The organism is Pseudomonas sp. W2Oct36 (assembly GCF_041060465.1).
GTDB lineage: Bacteria > Pseudomonadota > Gammaproteobacteria > Pseudomonadales > Pseudomonadaceae > Aquipseudomonas > Aquipseudomonas graminis_B.
Map to the genome: position 1 here is coordinate 31,772 of NZ_JAUERW010000002.1, position 17,544 is coordinate 49,315.

16 protein-coding genes are annotated in these 17,544 nt (G+C 60.0%); 8 read left to right on the forward strand and 8 right to left on the reverse strand.

Going from position 1 to position 17,544, the window contains the following annotated elements:
* Window positions 1-35 precede the first annotated feature (35 nt).
* Complete coding sequence (locus QWI18_RS02930; protein WP_192130577.1) at window positions 36-563, forward strand: anti-virulence regulator CigR family protein; 528 nt, start codon at window positions 36-38, stop codon at window positions 561-563.
* Window positions 564-2,089: 1,526 nt separating this feature from the next.
* On the opposite strand, the gene QWI18_RS02935 is transcribed toward QWI18_RS02930, so the two are convergent.
* Window positions 2,090-3,040: a LysR family transcriptional regulator gene (locus QWI18_RS02935; protein WP_065988006.1), complete on the reverse strand. Its 951-nt coding sequence runs from the start codon at window positions 3,038-3,040 to the stop codon at window positions 2,090-2,092.
* Window positions 3,041-3,154: 114 nt separating this feature from the next.
* Between QWI18_RS02935 and betC the strand changes: the two genes are divergently transcribed.
* Together betC and choX are read left to right on the forward strand one after the other, a co-directional pair.
* A complete protein-coding gene (betC, locus tag QWI18_RS02940) occupies window positions 3,155-4,660 on the forward strand; it encodes a choline-sulfatase (protein ID WP_192130578.1) in 1,506 nt (501 codons plus the stop codon).
* Window positions 4,661-4,698: 38 nt separating this feature from the next.
* Complete coding sequence (gene choX / locus QWI18_RS02945; protein WP_192130579.1) at window positions 4,699-5,625, forward strand: choline ABC transporter substrate-binding protein; 927 nt, start codon at window positions 4,699-4,701, stop codon at window positions 5,623-5,625.
* A gap of 94 nt (window positions 5,626-5,719) precedes the next feature.
* On the opposite strand, the gene aroE is transcribed toward choX, so the two are convergent.
* Both aroE and hemF read right to left on the reverse strand, forming a co-directional pair.
* Window positions 5,720-6,547 (reverse strand): shikimate dehydrogenase, encoded by an 828-nt coding sequence (gene aroE / locus QWI18_RS02950; protein WP_369318182.1) that lies wholly within the window; start codon window positions 6,545-6,547, stop codon window positions 5,720-5,722.
* On the reverse strand, window positions 6,547-7,467 hold the full coding sequence (gene hemF, locus QWI18_RS02955; RefSeq protein WP_192130581.1) for an oxygen-dependent coproporphyrinogen oxidase: 921 nt from the start codon (window positions 7,465-7,467) through the stop codon (window positions 6,547-6,549). The genes aroE and hemF overlap by 1 nt, the downstream gene beginning before the upstream one ends.
* Window positions 7,468-7,692: 225 nt before the next feature.
* Here hemF and QWI18_RS02960 point away from each other — a divergent pair, with 225 nt between their 5' ends.
* Window positions 7,693-8,670: an NADPH:quinone reductase gene (locus tag QWI18_RS02960; protein WP_192130582.1), complete on the forward strand. Its 978-nt coding sequence runs from the start codon at window positions 7,693-7,695 to the stop codon at window positions 8,668-8,670.
* 28 nt (window positions 8,671-8,698) lie between these two features.
* On the opposite strand, the gene QWI18_RS02965 is transcribed toward QWI18_RS02960, so the two are convergent.
* The 3 genes from QWI18_RS02965 to QWI18_RS02975 all read right to left on the reverse strand — a co-directional run bounded on the left by QWI18_RS02965 (window position 8,699) and on the right by QWI18_RS02975 (window position 11,558).
* A complete protein-coding gene (locus QWI18_RS02965) occupies window positions 8,699-9,256 on the reverse strand; it encodes an L-threonylcarbamoyladenylate synthase (RefSeq protein WP_369318183.1) in 558 nt (185 codons plus the stop codon).
* A gap of 39 nt (window positions 9,257-9,295) precedes the next feature.
* Window positions 9,296-10,408 carry a DNA-processing protein DprA gene (gene dprA / locus QWI18_RS02970; protein WP_065988021.1) on the reverse strand — a complete coding sequence of 371 codons (1,113 nt, stop codon included), beginning with the start codon at window positions 10,406-10,408 and terminating at the stop codon, window positions 9,296-9,298.
* Window positions 10,409-10,532: 124 nt separating this feature from the next.
* Window positions 10,533-11,558: a LysM peptidoglycan-binding domain-containing protein gene (locus tag QWI18_RS02975; RefSeq protein WP_192130583.1), complete on the reverse strand. Its 1,026-nt coding sequence runs from the start codon at window positions 11,556-11,558 to the stop codon at window positions 10,533-10,535.
* Window positions 11,559-11,699: 141 nt separating this feature from the next.
* Between QWI18_RS02975 and def the strand changes: the two genes are divergently transcribed.
* The 4 genes from def (at window position 11,700) to trkA (ending at window position 16,035) form a co-directional block, all read left to right on the forward strand.
* The gene (gene def / locus QWI18_RS02980) at window positions 11,700-12,206 is read left to right on the forward strand and encodes a peptide deformylase (protein ID WP_065988024.1); all 507 of its coding nucleotides are present in this window, start codon (window positions 11,700-11,702) and stop codon (window positions 12,204-12,206) included.
* Window positions 12,207-12,338: 132 nt separating this feature from the next.
* On the forward strand, window positions 12,339-13,298 hold the full coding sequence (gene fmt, locus QWI18_RS02985; RefSeq protein ID WP_369318184.1) for a methionyl-tRNA formyltransferase: 960 nt from the start codon (window positions 12,339-12,341) through the stop codon (window positions 13,296-13,298).
* Window positions 13,295-14,614 carry a 16S rRNA (cytosine(967)-C(5))-methyltransferase RsmB gene (gene rsmB, locus QWI18_RS02990; protein ID WP_369318185.1) on the forward strand — a complete coding sequence of 440 codons (1,320 nt, stop codon included), beginning with the start codon at window positions 13,295-13,297 and terminating at the stop codon, window positions 14,612-14,614. Before fmt ends, rsmB begins: the two co-directional genes overlap by 4 nt.
* 47 nt (window positions 14,615-14,661) lie before the next feature.
* Window positions 14,662-16,035 (forward strand): Trk system potassium transporter TrkA, encoded by a 1,374-nt coding sequence (gene trkA, locus QWI18_RS02995; protein ID WP_172610176.1) that lies wholly within the window; start codon window positions 14,662-14,664, stop codon window positions 16,033-16,035.
* Window positions 16,036-16,039: 4 nt separating this feature from the next.
* Here the strand turns inward: trkA and QWI18_RS03000 are convergent, their stop codons facing one another.
* Together QWI18_RS03000 and QWI18_RS03005 are read right to left on the reverse strand one after the other, a co-directional pair.
* Window positions 16,040-16,927 (reverse strand): lysophospholipid acyltransferase, encoded by an 888-nt coding sequence (locus QWI18_RS03000; protein WP_369318186.1) that lies wholly within the window; start codon window positions 16,925-16,927, stop codon window positions 16,040-16,042.
* 39 nt (window positions 16,928-16,966) lie between these two features.
* Entirely contained in the window at window positions 16,967-17,539 is a 573-nt protein-coding gene (locus tag QWI18_RS03005; RefSeq protein ID WP_369318187.1) for a DNA-3-methyladenine glycosylase I, read from the reverse strand.
* Window positions 17,540-17,544: the final 5 nt, after the last annotated feature.

Consider the following 17,544-nt stretch of genomic DNA (forward strand, 5'->3'; position numbering starts at 1 on the left):
TTTTTGCTGCCCGTATTGGCTCAGGAGCGCGCTACATGAAAGTCTCGAATCGTTTGATCGCCGGGTTGGGTGTGTTGATGCTCAGCGCCAGCGCGCTGGTTCAGGCTGCACCACCGGATCAACGCGGCGGCGATGACAATGGCCCCGGCCAGCATCAGGACCACGGCCAACCCAATGGTCCGCAGGGCGGTCCGCAGGGCGATCGCGGCAACGGCAATAACAACGGCAACGGCAACGGCAACGACCATCGCAACGAACCGCGCACCGATAACCGTGGCAACAACCAGCGTGGCGGGCGTCCTCCTGCCGACTTCGGCGACGTGCGCCGGACCATCACCGAGCACCGGGAAGTCATCGGTCGCGGTCAGCCACTGCCTCCCGGCGTCCACATCGTCAAAGGCCACCCGCTGCCACGCGGTTATGGCCGTCGACTGGACCAACGCTCGCTGCAATACCTGCCGCAATACGATGGCTACGAATGGCGCCGCCTGGGCCCGGACGTTGTGCTGATCGCAATCGGCAGCGGAATTGTTTATGAAATCCTGGATGGCGTGCTGAATTAAGGCTCCTCCGAATCGCGTCCGTCCATGCACGTGAGATGGACGCAAAATCTGTAGGAGCGCGCTTGCCCGCGAATGCGTTGTGTCAGCAGTGCAAATCGCAATGCCCCATGCATTTAGCAGGCAAGCGCACTCTAAATAGGGATCAGTAGTTAGTCATATCACTCTAGCCAGAAAACTGGCCCACGCCCCCCCTCCACCTGTTTGTTCATATCCACTTCCGGGATGACCCCTATGGGTCGTCGGCGGGGGAAGGCGTGGCCTCCTGCGAGGTTTGCGTACTGGATTGACTGGTACTCGCGGCGGCGCGGGTATCGGAGGCGGGGGCGTAGTAGCGGCATTTGGCACTGGCAGTGGAGTTGCTGCGGGTGCGGGTGTCCATGTCGGTATAATCGTACCCGCTGGCACGGGCCCCAAAATGCTATTGGTAATATCGTTAAAAAGATTTCCGATTCGATCGGCGATCATACCGGTCGCACCGCTTCCAACAGCTGCAATTGTTGATGCCGCATCCACTCGCGATCGCCATCCGTTAGCAACAGCCTTCATATGCTCATTGCCGATGACAGAAGCAGTTGCCATAAAGGTCTCTGTTTTCATCATAACTAAAGCTTCTGTGACCGGGTTACCAGCGGATTCAAGAATTTCAGTCCAATACCGCTCCCTTACTTCATCATTTGCCATGACCATGAAAACTGAATTCAGCGTCCAAGCATCCGCGGAATAGCCGAGGTACGCTAAAACCTTGTTGTGGCTCTCCCATGCCTCTTGATGATTTATATCTCTATTGACTACGCCTTGACTTTTGTACTGTGCGTTGAGCACATCCAAGTAAGCTTGAGCCATTCTGTCATAGACAAAGCGAATCGAATTTTCCGTAAATCGGGCGCCGTCGCGCTACGCAGTTAGCCGTAGAAAGCTAACCGCCGCCGAGCCCGATGGCGAATGGGGGTCAATAATACCTCCAGCAAGTGCTGCATATTTATAGCCATAGGATTGAAGTGCCCCATACATAAGTTCAGGGGATTCGTGTTTAAGCAATATATTCAGCCTATCAATATCATTTTTATTCAGTTGCGCAGGCATTATTCAGTCCAACCCATTAAATGTGTGACAGTCATATTAACCAGCCAAAGCTGTAGTATCTGAAAAAGAAAAGCAGGAAATAAGCAATCAAAACTGCCCTGCATACGTTAAGACAGACAATAATAAGCCTTCTGTTCAAGCGCTCGCCAAGCCATCGCCAAGTCGCTATCAAGTTCACCCTTGCATTTATCAGCATCTTCGTAAGCCGGATTAGCATGGTGAACTCCTGCATGACAATTAGCTTTGACAAAAGTGGATGCAGTGATCCCGATTGCCATACCCCAGTTGCATGTAGGAAATAATCTTAAGTGACTGCAGTTGTAAACCTCACCGAGTCCGACAAGTCTGTAGGAATCTTCTGGAATGAAAATAAATTCTGGGAGGCCAACGGCCCCGCAATGATCCGCCACCAGACCGGTGTCGGTATGTTTCTGATAACGCCTTTAAACCGCAATCGACGGCAGGGCCTTGCCCTTCAGCAAATCCCCGCTCAACGCCTGCTCACTCCTTAACCAATCCACAAATCTTTGGACGATCTGCACGCGGCGTTTGCGTTGCGGCAGGACGATGTAATAACCGTATCCGGAGACGGCGCTGGCTTCGATCGGGCGGCACAACAAGCCCTGCTCCAGCAAATCATCCACCAAGTGTCGCCAGCCGATGGCCACGCCCTGGCCGCCGATCGCCGCTTGAATCATCAGTGTGTAGTTATCGAATCGCAGCTGTCCCGGCGCGGGTGCCTGGAGGATATTCAGGGCGCGGAACACGCCACTCCAGTCAAACCAGTTGTTGCCGCCTTCGCCACGAAGGTGCAGCAGCGCGAAGTCTTTCAGCGCCTCAGTGGGCAGGGGCAGGTCGCGCCCCTTCAGCAATTGCGGACTGCACACCGGGAACACCTCCTCGCTGAATAACCAGTGGCTTTCACCCTGCTTGAATCGCCCGTCACCGAACAACACGGCCACATCGATATCCGCGCGCAGCATGCTGTGACTGCGTTCGCTGGTGACCAGGCTGACGTCGACGTCGGGGTTGTCCTTGTGGAAACGGTGCAGGCGCGGCATCAGCCAATAGGCGGCGAAGGCGAAGTCAGTCGCCACTTGCAGCACCTCGTGCTGATGCTGCTCGGTGATCGCGCTGAGGCCAGCGTCCATCGACTCCAGCCCGGTCTGTACGTGATTAAACAGGATCTGCCCGGCGTCCGTCAGCTCGATGCCGCGGTAGATGCGATCAAACAGCCGCGTCGCCAGTTGCTCCTCCAGCCGCTTGATTTGCTGGCTGATGGCCGGCTGAGTGGTGCCGAGCTCGATGGCCGCAGCGGTAAAGCTGCGCAACCGTGCGGCGGCTTCGAAGCCGCGAAGTAAATCCAGCGACATGACACCAAGGGCTTCAAACATAAGCTGTACTTATCCTAGGCATTGCCTCTCATGGGCTTTACCGCAGACGGCATGGGCACCATCCTCGGTCGGAGCACTTTCGCATAAATAATGACTATGGGATGCCGCGAATACATGAAGCGCAAGAACATTCTTTTCATCATGGCCGATCAGATGGCCGCGCCCATGTTGCCGATGTACGCCTCTTCTCCCATCAAGATGCCCCACTTGAGTCGCCTCGCTGCTGAAGGCGTGGTGTTCGACGCCGCCTACTGCAACAGCCCGCTCTGCGCACCGTCACGCTTCACTCTGGTGAGCGGTCAGTTGCCGAGCAAGATCGGCGCCTATGACAATGCGGCTGATTTCCCCGCTGATGTGCCGACCTACGCCCACTACCTGCGGCGTCTTGGCTATCGCACCGCACTGTCCGGCAAGATGCATTTCTGCGGGCCTGATCAATTGCACGGCTACGAAGAACGCCTGACCAGCGACATCTATCCGGCCGACTACGGTTGGGCCGTGAACTGGGACGAACCGGACGTGCGCCCGACCTGGTACCACAACATGTCATCGGTGTTGCAAGCGGGACCTTGCGTACGCACCAATCAGCTCGATTTCGACGAAGAAGTGGTGTTCAAGGCTCAGCAGTATCTGTTCGACCATGTGCGCGAAGACGGCGATCAGCCGTTTTGCCTGACGGTGTCGATGACCCATCCCCACGATCCGTACACAATCCCCAAGCCTTACTGGAATCTGTACAGCGACGAAGAAATCCCGATGCCCCATGCGCCGTTGGCCCAGTCCGAACTGGACCCCCATTCCCAGCGCCTGCTGAAGGTCTATGACCTGTGGGACAAACCGCTGCCCGAGCAAAAGATTCGTGATGCGCGCCGCGCCTATTTCGGTGCCTGCAGCTACATTGATGACAACGTCGGCAAACTGCTGAAAACCCTGGAGGAAACCGGCCTGGCCGACGACACCATCATCGTGTTCTCCGGCGACCATGGCGACATGCTGGGTGAGCGCGGGCTCTGGTACAAAATGCACTGGTTCGAGATGTCGGCGCGGGTGCCGCTGCTGGTCTACGCTCCGGGGCAGTTCAAGGCCGGCCGCGTGCAGGCTGCAGTGTCCACCGCCGACCTGTTGCCGACGTTTGTTGCGTTGGCGGATGGTCAGCTGGACGCTGGCTTGCCGCTCGATGGGCGCTCACTGCTGCCGCATCTGCAAGGCGAGGGTGGTCACGACGAGGTCTTCGGCGAGTACATGGCCGAGGGCACCAACAGTCCGCTGATGATGATTCGTCGCGGCGCGTACAAATTTATTTATTCGGAACGGGACCCCTGTCTGCTGTATGACGTGCGCAACGATCCGAAGGAGCAGGAAGAGCTGAGTCGATCCGAGGCTCATCGCGACCTGTTCGCTGCGTTCCTGGCCGAAGCAAAGGCCAAGTGGGACATTCCGGCGATACACCACCAGGTGCTCGCCAGCCAGCGTCGTCGGCGTTTCGTCGCCGAGTCGCTGGCCATCGGCAAGCTGAAGAGTTGGGATCACCAGCCGCTGGTCGACGCCAGTCAGCAGTACATGCGCAACCATATTGATCTGGACGATCTGGAGCGCAAGGCCCGTTATCCGCAACCTTGAACCCTGCCAACACTTAGAAAACCAAAAAGGGGCACACCATGAATAAGCTGTTCACCACGCTGGCGGTTGGGGTCTTGAGTTTGAGCAGCGTCGTGGCCTATGCCGCCGACGCTAGCTGCAGCACCGTGCGGATGGCCGATCCAGGCTGGAGCGATATCGCCGCGACCAACGCCACTGCAGGCTTTTTGCTCGATGGCATGGGCTACAAAACCAAGATCGACACCCTCGCGGTGCCGATCGCCTATGGCGGCCTGAAGGATGGGCAACTCGACGTTTTCCTGGGCAACTGGATGCCGGCGCAGCAGGGTTTCTACGACAAGTTCATCGCCACGGGTGACGTGACGCAATACGCGAAAAATCTGGAAGGCACGGAGTTCACCCTCGCCGTCCCTGATTACGTGTATGACGCAGGCGTCCACAACTTCGCCGACCTCAACAAATTCGCCGACAAATTCCACAAGAAAATCTACGGCATCGGTTCGGGGGCTCCGGCCAACGCGTCGATTCAGGAAATCATCAAAAAGAACGAGTTCGAACTGGGGGACTGGAAGCTGGTGGAGTCCAGCGAGCAGGCGATGCTGGCCGAAGTGCAGCGCAACGTGAAGAAGGGGGAGTTCGTGGTATTCCTCGGCTGGACGCCGCACCCGATGAACGTGCAGGTCAAAGGCATGCACTACCTCAAAGGCGGCGAGAAATACTTCGGCGATACCGGCAGCGTCTACACCGTGACCCGCAAAGGTTACGCCGACGCCTGCCCGAACGTGGCCAAGCTGCTTTCCAACCTGGTCTTCACCCAGGACATGGAAAACTCGATCATGCAAACCGTGGTGGATAAGAAGGTCAGCAACACCGAAGCGGTGAAAGCGTGGCTGAAAGCCAACCCGGCGGTGCTGGACAAATGGCTGAGCGGCGTGAAGACCGTTGACGACAAAGATGCGCTGCCAGCGGTGAAAGCCAAGTTGTAAGCGCCGACAAGAAGCATCGCGAGCAAGCTCACGCCTACAGGGCCAATATCAGTCTGTAGGAGTGAGCTTGCTCGCGATGAGGTCGGTACATTCGCTAGATCTGCGCCATCAGCCGTCGCAGTTCCTCCAGCACCGGCGCCGATTCCGGTCGAACGCCACGCCACAGGTAGAACGCCTCGGCGGCCTGCTCGACCAACATCCCCAAACCATCCACTGCTTGCCCGGCATGGTGTTCAGTGGCCCAGCGGCAGAATGCGGTCGGCTCCTTGGCGTACATCATGTCGTAGCAGAATGTCACGCCCGGCTGAATCAGGCTGGGCGAAATGGGAGGTACTTCCCCTGAAAGGCTGGCTGACGTGGCATTGATGATGACGTCTACAGGCTCATCCAGCCAGTCATAGCCTGCGGGCAGCACCGGGCCGATGTCGGCGAATTCCTGAGCCAGCTGTTCAGCCTTTTCCACGGTGCGGTTGGCGACCACCAGCACGTAGGGATCTTCCGCCAGCAAGGGCTCAAGTGCGCCACGCACTGCACCGCCAGCCCCTAGCACGAGAATGCGTTTGTCCTTGAGCGTGACGCCATGACTGACCTTCAGGTCCCGAACCAGGCCTGCTCCGTCCGTGTTGTCGCCGAGCAGGCTGCCATCCGCTTGAACGGCGAGGGTATTGACCGCGCCGGCACGACGGCCGCGCTCGGTCAACTGATCGGCCATCCGGTACGCTTCTTCCTTGAAGGGCACGGTGACGTTGGCGCCACGGCCTGTCTCGAAAAACGCCCTGGCGAAGGCGGTGAAGCCGTCCAGCGGCGCGAGTGAGGTCTGGTAGTCGAGCGCCTGACCGGTCTGCTCGGCGAACAGGCGATGGATCAGCGGGGATTTGCTGTGGCCAATGGGATTGCCGAAGACAACGTACTGGTCAGTCATCACTGGGCCGCCTCAGCCAGCCAGTCGCGATCCTGCAGAAAATATTCCGTCAGGCGTGCTTCCTCACTGCCCGGCTCGGCTTTCCAGTCATAGCCCCAGCGCACTTGCGGCGGCAGCGACATGAGGATCGATTCAGTGCGGCCACCCGATTGCAGCCCAAACAAGGTGCCGCGGTCGTACACCAGATTGAATTCCACGTAACGCCCACGGCGGAACTCCTGAAACTCACGCTGCTGCGGCGTGTACGGCGCGTCCTTGCGGCGCTGAACGATGGGCAGATACGCCTCGACGAACGCATCTCCGATGGCACGGATGAACGCGAAGCTGGTGTCGAAATCCCACTCGTTCAAGTCGTCGAAAAACAGTCCGCCGACGCCGCGCGGCTCATTACGGTGCTTGATATGGAAGTAGCGATCGCACCACGCCTTGTAGCGGGGATAGACGTCAGCCCCGAACGGCGCGCAGGCCTGTTCGGCGACGCGGTGCCAATGAACGCAGTCTTCCTCGACACCGTAGTAAGGCGTCAGGTCAAAGCCGCCGCCGAACCACCACACCGGTTCTTCGCCTTCTTTCTCTGCGATGAAGAACCGCACATTGGCGTGGGCAGTCGGCACGTGAGGGTTGTGCGGGTGCATCACCAGCGACACACCGAGCGCTTCAAAGCCACGCCCTGCCAGCTCCGGACGATGGGCACTGGCCGACGGTGGGAGGCCGGCGCCGAAGACATGGGAAAAGTTAACGCCGCCTTTTTCGAGGATGTGGCCGTTCTCGATCACCCGGGTTCTTCCGCCCCCGCCCGCAGGCCGTTCCCAGGCGTCTTCGACGAAACGGGCGCTGCCATCCTCGGTTTCCAGGGCGGCGCAAATGCGGTCTTGAAGATCGAGCAAGTAGGCTTTGACGGCATCGGTGCGAAAGGACATGGCGGTACCTGCATAAACTGAAACGTGCGTCGGGAGCGGGATTGGATCGGCCTTGGCGTTAATGACACGCCTCGCTGAGCAAATCCCGTCGGCGAAATTCGGCCCGTAGCATATCACCGGCTTGGCGGATGCCGCAGTTGACGAAGCGACGACGAAGGAGTCCGATAGAGCCCTTTCGCATCGACAGTCATCCCCTGCAAGTCCGATCCATGACGGAGAAAGCAAATGGCAAAACGTATCCAGTTCAAGGCTTATGGCGGTCCCGAAGTGCTTGAGTACGTGGACTTCGAACCCGCGGCGCCAGGCCCGAAAGACGTGCTCGTGCGTAACAAGGCGATTGGCGTCAACTTCATCGAGACCTACTTTCGCAGCGGCCTGTACCCGGCGCCTTCGTTCCCATCGGGGTTGGGTAACGAAGGCGCTGGCCTGGTTGAAGCGGTCGGCAGCGAAGTCACCCACGTCAAAGTCGGCGACCGGGTGGTGTACGGCACAGGCCCGCTGGGTGCATACGGGGACGTTCATGTAACGCCGGCCGCTAACATCGCCAAACTGCCTGACGGCATTAGCTTCGAGCAGGGCGCCGCCGTCATGCTCAAGGGCCTGACCGTGCAGTACCTGTTTCGCCAGACCTACGAAATCCGTCCTGAAGAAACCATCCTGTTTCACGCCGCTGCCGGCGGGGTGGGATCGATCGCCTGCCAGTGGGCCAACGCCTTGGGCGTCAAGCTCATCGGCACGGTCAGCTCGGCAGAAAAGGCCGCACACGCTAAGGCCCACGGCGCATGGGAGGTGATCGATTACAGCAAGGAGGACGTCGTTCAACGTGTACTGGAATTGACCGATGGCAAGAAGGTCCCGGTGGTCTATGACGGCGTGGGCAAAGACACGTGGGAAACCTCTCTGAATTGCCTGGAATTACGCGGCCTGCTGGTCAGCTTCGGCAATGCGTCAGGCGCAGTGACCGGCGTGAACCTGGGGGTTCTCGCTCAGAAAGGCTCGCTCTACGTCACGCGCCCGACATTGGGCTCCTACGCGAACACCCCGGAAGCCTTGCAGGCAATGGCCGATGAAGTGTTCGAAATGGTCGCCACCGGCAAGGTGAAGGTCGACGACATCCAGAAGTTTGCCCTCAAGGATGCCGCGAAGGCCCACACCGAACTCTCCGGTCGCAGAACGGTGGGGTCGATCATTCTGGTGCCTTGATCACACCCGGCCAGACGGTGGAAGGGCATTACCCCGCCCTTACCACCTCAGCCGTGACCAGATCCCGTATCACACTCGGATTGCGGCGCCCGCCGAGACTTCCCTCCAGAACCAAGTCCAACTGCTCGTGGAAATACTGCTCGACCCGCAGCCGGGAGCGGGCGGCAGGGCGGCCGGTGGGGTTCGCGGAAGTCGACACCAGCGGGCCGGTCAACGCGCACAGCTCCCGGACGATGGGGTGATCGCTGACGCGAAGGGCGACGGTGTCGTGCTTTCCGGTGATCCAGTCCGGCAACAGGCCTTGATGGGGAACCAGCCACGTATTCGGTCCCGGCCAGGTGCTGGCCATGCGATCGATCCACAGCTCAGGGAAATCCTCGAAGAGGAAATCAAACTGACGGATGTTGTCTGCGATCAGGATCAAGCCCTTATCAACCGGCCGCGCCTTGATTGCCAGCAGGCGATACACCGCCTCCGCATCCCAAGGGTCACAGCCCAACCCCCACACCGCTTCGGTTGGATAGGCAATCACCGCCCCGGCCCGAATTTCTCGTGCGGCTTGCTGCACTCGCCAACTGCTGACCATCGTCCGTTCTCCCAAATTACGCAGGCGGGCAGTTTAACCTCAGCGTGCCCGGGCAAACCATCGCCCGGCTTCGCAAGCCACGCTGCTGTCGAGTTCCAGCTCGGTCAGCGCCGCCAGGACTTTTGGCAAAGGCCAACCGCTGTTGTGGGCCAGCGCCTCGCCGGTTTGCGGCGCTGCGTGCAAGAGGGCGAGAAGCGGATGGAGCGGCGTCGACGGCTTATCAACGACCTCATGGCTCGGCGCAATGTTTTTCCAGCCCTGCAGCGCCTCAAGAATATGGTCGATGGTTTCCACCAGCACCGCCCCTTCACGGATCAACTGGTGACACCCCCTGGCGCCCGGATGATGGATCGAGCCGGGAATGGCGTAGACCTCACGACCCTGTTCGGCGGCAAGACGTGCCGTGATCAGCGATCCGCTGGCGACGCTGGCCTCGACCACCAGCACACCCAGGGACAAACCGCTGATGATTCGATTGCGCCGGGGAAAGTTGCTGGCGTGGGGACCTGCGTCCAGTGGCAGCTCGGAGATCACCGCGCCGCCGTCGGCCACCATGCGCGCTGCAAGCTGGCGATGCCGCTGTGGATAAAGTTTTTCGATGCCCGTGCCCAGCACGCCGATTGTCCCGCCTTTTACGTCCAGCGCACCTTGATGCGCGGCGCCATCGATACCCAGCGCCAACCCGCTGGTGATGACAAAACCGGCACCTGCCAGGCTCCGCGCGAACGCTGCAGCGGTGTCGAGTCCGGGCTTGGACGCGCGTCGACTGCCCACCATTCCCAACTGCGGACGATCAAGCAAAGCGCGGTTTCCGGCGATGAAAAGCAGGGGCGGCGGATCAGGGATTTCTGCCAGCAACGCGGGGTAGTCAGGGTCGTCCCACATCAGCAAATGCTGGCCCGGGCGCTCTAACCAGGCCAGTGCCGCGCTGGCGCCGTCGCGTACTTCGGGGCTGCGACGGGCCTCGGCACTGGCCGCCGGCAGACGTAAAGATCGCCACGCTGAAGCCGGCGCACTCAATGCCGCGCCGGCGCTGCCGAACGCATCGATGAGGGTGTGGAAACGTTTTGGGCCGACTTCCGGCAGCCGATGCAAACGCAAGCGTGCTTCCAGCTCGGCCGGCGACTGACCGGCCTTTTCGAACAACGGCATGTGATCTTCCTTGATCCGTGGTCCACCCTATTCAGTGAACCAAGCTGTGGATAAGTCTGTTAACAACAATTTGATAAGTGAAGCATGCCGGTGGAGAAAAGTGAGTTACAGCTGATACATAGCATTACGGATTGCGGACTTTGTCCTGCACCGCCAGAGATCGAGTTGCGTGCAGCACCATGCCATAGCTCAGTCGCTCGTACGTGCGAAAGACCATCAGCAGTCCGGAACGCTCGTCGGGAATTTTGACTTGATCACCGTTGACCCGGTCGCGCACCGTCTCACCGGTCTTGTAGATCGCCAACACGTTGCCTTCGGCCAAGCCATCGAGCCGTCCACGGTCGATGGTGACCACGTCGAACTCGCCGATCTGGGTCACGCCCCGAGGCACGTCGATGATGTTGCCGTCGACTGGCTGCTGAGGTTCGCTGGGGACAAAAGTGGAATTGATTCGGCGCTCTTCGCTGACAAAGAGGCGGTCGCCAAGGCGCACTTCCTGGGTCGAACGCTGCATTTGCAACGTCGCCACATCACCTTCCGTGGCGATGACTTCGCCGCTGCCGATGTCATCGGCATTGATGCCCAGCACCACGCCGGTGACCGGATCGACGTAGGTCTTGCCCTTGCGATAGATGCCGTACGCCACATGGCTCGGCTCGAACTGTCCGCGCGCATAGATGCGGTCACCCGCGCCACTGAGCACCCGCTCGCCAGGACCGGCCACGACATGGGGCGCGGCTTCGAACTGGCTGGCGTTATCGATGATCCGGTTGTTCAGCAGAAAGGCATTGATTGCGCCCAGCGGTATGGTCGGAATCGCCTCGGCAATCGGCGTACTGCGCACACGCGGGGACAATTTGATGGTGCCCCGGGACGCGCCGCGATTGACCACGATGCGTGGCTGACCATCGACGTAAATCAGATTGAGCGTATCGCCGGGGTAGATCAGATCAGGGTCGTGAACCTGTGGATTGGCGCGCCAGAGCTGCGGCCACTTCCAGGGCTGATTGAGAAATTTTCCGGAAATGTCCCAAAGTGTGTCACCGGCGACGACGGTGTAACTCTGTGGATGGCCATCCCTGAGCTGTACTTGCGCCTGGACAAGGCCGGTCGCGGCCAACAGCAGCAGGGCGAGTAGTGATTTCCTCATGCGGTGAATCCCTTTATCATGTTGGCTTCGCGTGAAACGCTGAGTCTTGCGAGACTTCCCGTTTTACTAGGGCTGCAGCTTGTGACGTCCCAAGCCTAGCAGCCGATTTTGACTTTACCCTACAGTGCATCCCTTACGCATATGGCCATTCTAAACATCCTCGAATTTCCCGATTCGCGCCTGCGCACCATCGCCAAGCCGGTGGCTGAAGTGGACGACGGCATTCGCCAGTTGGTCGACGACATGTTTGAAACCATGTACGAAGCCCCCGGCATCGGTCTGGCCGCGTCGCAGGTTAACGTACACAAGCGCGTGGTGGTGATGGATCTCTCCGAAGATCGCAGCGAGCCGCGGGTGTTCATCAACCCCGAGATCGAGCCGCTGACCGACGAGATGGACCAGTACCAGGAAGGCTGTCTGTCTGTTCCAGGTTTCTACGAGAACGTGGATCGCCCGCAACGGGTCAAGGTCAAGGCGCTGGACCGTGATGGCCAGCCCTATGAATTCATCGCCGAGGGCCTGCTCGCCGTGTGCATCCAGCACGAATGCGACCACCTGAACGGCAAGCTCTTCGTTGATTACCTGTCCAATCTCAAGCGCGACCGGATCAAGAAAAAGCTGGAAAAACTCCACAAGCAAAACGCCTGATCCCGCCATCCTACTTTCTACCGTAGGAGCCCGAGTGCCCGCGATAGCGACCTGTCCTCCGCCGCATTTGTCGGCCGACACCACGCCATCGCGGGCAAGTGCGTTTCTACAGCCTTACTTCAAGAGAAGCCCATGACTGAGCCACTGCGCATCGTGTTCGCCGGCACCCCGGAATTCGCCGCCGAGCATTTGAAAGCCCTGCTCGACAGTCCCCATGACGTCATTGCGGTGTACACCCAGCCAGATCGCCCGGCCGGTCGTGGTCAGAAGCTGATGCCCAGCCCGGTCAAGCAGCTTGCCCTCCAGCACAATATTCCTGTCATGCAGCCGCCTACCTTGCGCGCACCCGAAGCCCAGGCCGAGCTGGCTGGGTTAAAGCCGGACCTGCTGGTCGTAGTCGCCTATGGCTTGATCCTGCCGCAGACCGTGCTGGATATCCCGCGTCTGGGCTGCATCAACAGTCACGCCTCGTTGCTGCCACGCTGGCGCGGTGCTGCGCCGATTCAGCGCGCGGTGCAGGCGGGCGATGCCGAAAGCGGCGTGACGGTCATGCGCATGGAAGCGGGCCTGGACACCGGCCCGATGCTGCTCAAGGTGACGACCCCGATCACAGGCGACGACACCGGCGGTACGCTGCACGATCGACTTGCCGAGCTCGGCCCACCTGCAGTGATTCAAGCCATTGCAGGGCTGGCGGACGGCACGCTGGTTGGCGAAGTGCAGAACGACAGCCTCGCCACTTACGCGCACAAACTGAACAAAGACGAAGCACGCATCGACTGGACCCGCCCGGCCGTTGAGCTGGAGCGACTGGTACGCGCCTTCAACCCATGGCCGATCTGCCACACCACGCTCAAGGGCGAATCACTGAAAGTGCTGGCCGCGCAGATCGCCGACGGGGAGGGCACGCCCGGCAGCATCATCGACGCCAGCAAAGACGGCCTGCTGGTCGCGTGCGGTGAAGGCGCGCTGCGTCTGACCCGTCTGCAACTACCGGGCGGCAAACCTATGGGCTTCGCTGACCTGTTCAACAGCCGTCGCGAGAAGTTCGCCGTTGGCACCGTCCTCGGCCAAGCGGTGGATGCGCAATGAACCCGCGTCTGGCCGCGGCCAAGGCACTGGCTGCCGTACTGAGCGGCAAGGCATCTCTGAACAGCTCTCTGCCCACGCAACTGGACAAGGTTGAAGACCGCGACCGCGGGCTGACCCAGGACCTGGCATTTGGCACCGCGCGCTGGGAGCCAAGGCTGTCCGCGCTGGCGGCCAAGCTGCTGCAGAAACCATTTAAAACCGCTGATAACGACGTGCAGGCCTTATTGCTGGTGGGTCTGTATCAGCTGTTCTATTCGCGAATTCCTGCCCACGCCGCTATCGGCGAAACCGTGGGCTGCGCTGACAAGCTAAAAAAACCGTGGGCAAAAGCGTTGCTCAACGCTGTGCTGCGTCGTGCTCAACGGGAAGGCGAGGCATTGCTGACGGAGCTGGAACACGATCCGGTGGTGCGTACCGCTCATCCACGCTGGCTGCAAAAAGCGTTGAAAGCCGCGTGGCCTGAGCATTGGGAAGCGATTTGTGCGGCGAACAACGCCCACCCGCCGATGATTTTGCGGGTCAACCGCCGGCATAAAACCCGTGAGCAGTACCTTCAGCTGTTGCTGGACGCAGGCATCGGCGCAACGTCCAGCACGTTCAGCCAGGACGGCATCGTGCTCACCGAACCGGGCGATGTTCGCTCACTGCCGGGTTTCGCCGAGGGCTGGATCAGCGTTCAGGATGAGGCAGCGCAACTGGCCGCCGACTTGCTGGAGCTGGTGCCGGGTCAACGTGTGCTGGACGCCTGTTGCGCGCCGGGTGGCAAAACTTGCCATCTGCTGGAAGTACAACCGGGCCTGGCGGGCGTGGTCGCAGTGGATCTTGAAGCCAAGCGCATGGTGCGGGTCAAAGAGAACCTTGATCGCCTGGGCCTGAGTGCCGAACTCATCGCCGCCGATGCCCGCGCCACCGACCTATGGTGGGACGGCAAACCGTTCCAGCGCATTCTGCTCGACGCGCCGTGCTCGGCAACCGGCGTGATTCGTCGCCACCCCGACATCAAGCTGACCCGTCAGGCGGATGACATTCCCCCCCTCGCAACGCTGCAAGGCGAATTGCTCGACGCGCTGTGGCCGACGCTGCAGGTTGGCGGGATCTTGCTGTACGCCACATGCTCGACGCTGCCCACTGAAAATACCGAAGTCATCGCTGCATTCCTGGCGCGTACGTCGGGTGCTCGGGAGCTGGACATTGCCGGTCAGCAAGGCAAGCCACCGCCCGGTCTGAAACAGCCCCACGGCCGTCAGCTGCTGGCGCAGGAAGGCGGGCATGACGGGTTTTACTACGCCAAACTGATCAAGATTGCGGCGGCGTGAAGACGATTGCCCGGTATGACGGAATCATCATTTCAAGGAGAGACTGATTGAAGATCATCATTCTCGGCGCAGGGCAGGTCGGCGGTACGCTGGCTGAGCACTTGGCGAGCGAAGCCAACGACATCACCGTCGTGGACACCGATCAGGATCGTCTGCGAGCGTTGGGTGATCGTCTCGATATCCGTACCGTCCATGGTCGCGGCTCGTTCCCGACCGTACTGCGTCAGGCCGGCGCCGATGACGCCGACATGCTGGTGGCCGTGACCAGCAGCGACGAGACCAACATGGTCGCCTGCCAAGTCGCCTACACGCTGTTTCAGACCCCGACCAAGATTGCCCGTGTTCGCGAGTCGGCGTACCTGACCCGCTCAGGCCTGTTCGCCAACGGCGCCATTCCCGTGGACGTGCTGATCAGCCCTGAGCAAGTGGTGACCCATTACATCAAACGGCTCATCGAATACCCCAGTGCCCTGCAAGTCATCGACTTCGCCGGCGGCAAGGTGCAGATGGTGGCGGTCAAGGCGTACTACGGCGGGCCTCTGGTGGGCCAGCAGCTGCGTCAACTGCGCACGCACATGCCGAATGTGGAGACTCGCGTTGCGGCTATTTTCCGTCGCGACCGCCCGATCATTCCCCAGGGCGATACGGTTATCGAGGCTGACGACGAGGTCTTTTTCATCGCTGCCAAGGCGGATATTCGCGCCGTCATGGGCGAGATGCGTCGCCTGGATGTGAGCTACAAGCGCATCGTGATTGCCGGCGGCGGTCAGATTGGCGAGCGGCTGGCGGAAGCCATCGAGAACCGCTACCAAGTCAAGATCATCGAGATGAACCCCGCCCGATGCCGTCACCTCTCAGACACGCTGAACAACACGGTCATCCTGCAAGGCAGCTCTTCGGATCGCGACCTGCTCGTGGAAGAGAACATCGATAACGCCGACCTGTTTCTGGCGCTGACCAACGACGACGAGGCAAACATCATGTCGTCGTTGCTGGCCAAACGTCTCGGCGCGAAGAAGGTGATGACGATCATCAACAACCCGGCGTATGTCGATCTGGTGCAAGGGGGAGAGATTGATGTCGCCGTCAGCCCTCAGCTCGCCACCATCGGTACGTTGCTGGCCCACGTACGGCGCGGCGATATCGTCAGCGTGCATTCATTGCGTCGGGGCGCGGCGGAAGCCATCGAGATCGTCGCCCATGGCGATGCCAAATCCAGCAAGGTGATTGGCAAAGCCATCATGCACATCAACTTGCCGCCCGGCACGACCATCGGCGCCATCACACGCGCCGACCAAGTGATCATCGCCCATGACAGCACCGTGATCGAATCGGGCGACCACGTGGTCATGTTCCTTGTGGATAAAAAGTACATCCGCGACGTGGAGCGGCTGTTTCAGGTGGGCTTGAGCTTTTTCTAGAGGCTCAATACCAGCGCTTCTCACCTTCGGGGCGTTTCTTGAAGCGCTTCATGGTCCACATGTATTGGCTTGGGTAGGCTCGCACGTACTTTTCAACCACCTTGCTCATGGCAGCTGCCGACGTTGCGGTGTCGGTGCTGTACATGTCGTCCGGCGCGGCTTCGAGTACGACTTTGTAGCCAGAACCATCCTCCAGACGCATCGCGTGGAGGAACACGCCAACGGCTTTGCCGCCCGCCAGCATGTTCGGTACGAACTTGCTGGTCAGCGCCATTGTTCCGCAGAAGGGCACGAATATGCCTGCCGACTCAGCGGGTTCCGGGTCCGCCGGAATGCCGACGGCGCCGCCTTTGCGCACTTCCTTGATGACGCTGAGAATGCCTTCCTTGGTCGAGGCTGCAACGCGGTTACCCAACTGGACGCGCTGCTTGCGCAGCAGATCGTCCACGGCCTTGAGCTTGGGTGGCCGGTAGAAAATGATCGGTCTGCACTGGCTGCAGTAGAAGTGGTTGAGCACTTCCCAGTTGCCCAGATGGCTGGTGATACCGACGACGCCCTTGCCCGACGCCAGGGCATCTTTCAACACCTGAAGCCCTTCGACTTCGCGAACCAGATTGATCGACTTCTGCGCCGGCCAGATCCACGCGCAGGCGCTCTCGGTCAGGGTCTTGCCGATGTCCATCAGACTGCGGCCGACCAGTGCTTCGAGCTCTTCAGGGCTCAGTTCGGGGAAGCACTTGGACAGGTTGATGCGCGCGACGTCGCGGGACCGGTTAGGCAACTTCCACATCAGCCAGCCGATGCAGGTGCCGACCCATTGCACTGCGCGCCACGGCAACAGGGCAAACAGGCGCAATGCCCCAACCATCAAGGCGCCTTTGAACTTATCCACAGATCACTCCCGAATACATGAGGCGGCCATTGTAACCGTTCATGGGAGCCGATTATCCACATCACCCGCCAGCTCGGCGTATCGATCACAGTCAACCGTATGATCCATCACCATTCCGGTGGCCTGCATGTAGGCGTAACAGATCGTCGGGCCGACGAAGGTGAAGCCGGCTTTCTTCAGCGCTTTGCTCATCGCTTCGGCCTCGGGCGTAATGGCCGGGACTTCGCTGCGGTCCTTGAAGTGATTGACCTTTGGCTTGCCGCCGACGAATGACCAGACGAACGCAACCGGGTCTTCCAGCCGCAGCCAAGCTTGGGCGTTTTTGCGCGCAGCGTTAAGTTTGAGGCGATTGCGCACAATGCCGGGCTCCAGCATCAGCGCTTCGACTTCAGCATCGGTCATCGAAGCGATGCGCTGGACGTCGAAGCCGAACATCACTTCGCGGTAGCGCTCACGCTTTTTCAGGATGGTGATCCACGACAGTCCGGCCTGGAACCCTTCGAGCAACAGGAACTCGAACAGCATCTGCGCATCGCGCAACGGCACACCCCACTCTTGATCGTGGTAGTCCATGTAAAGCGGATCTTCGTTGCACCAAAAGCAGCGTGGCATAGGGC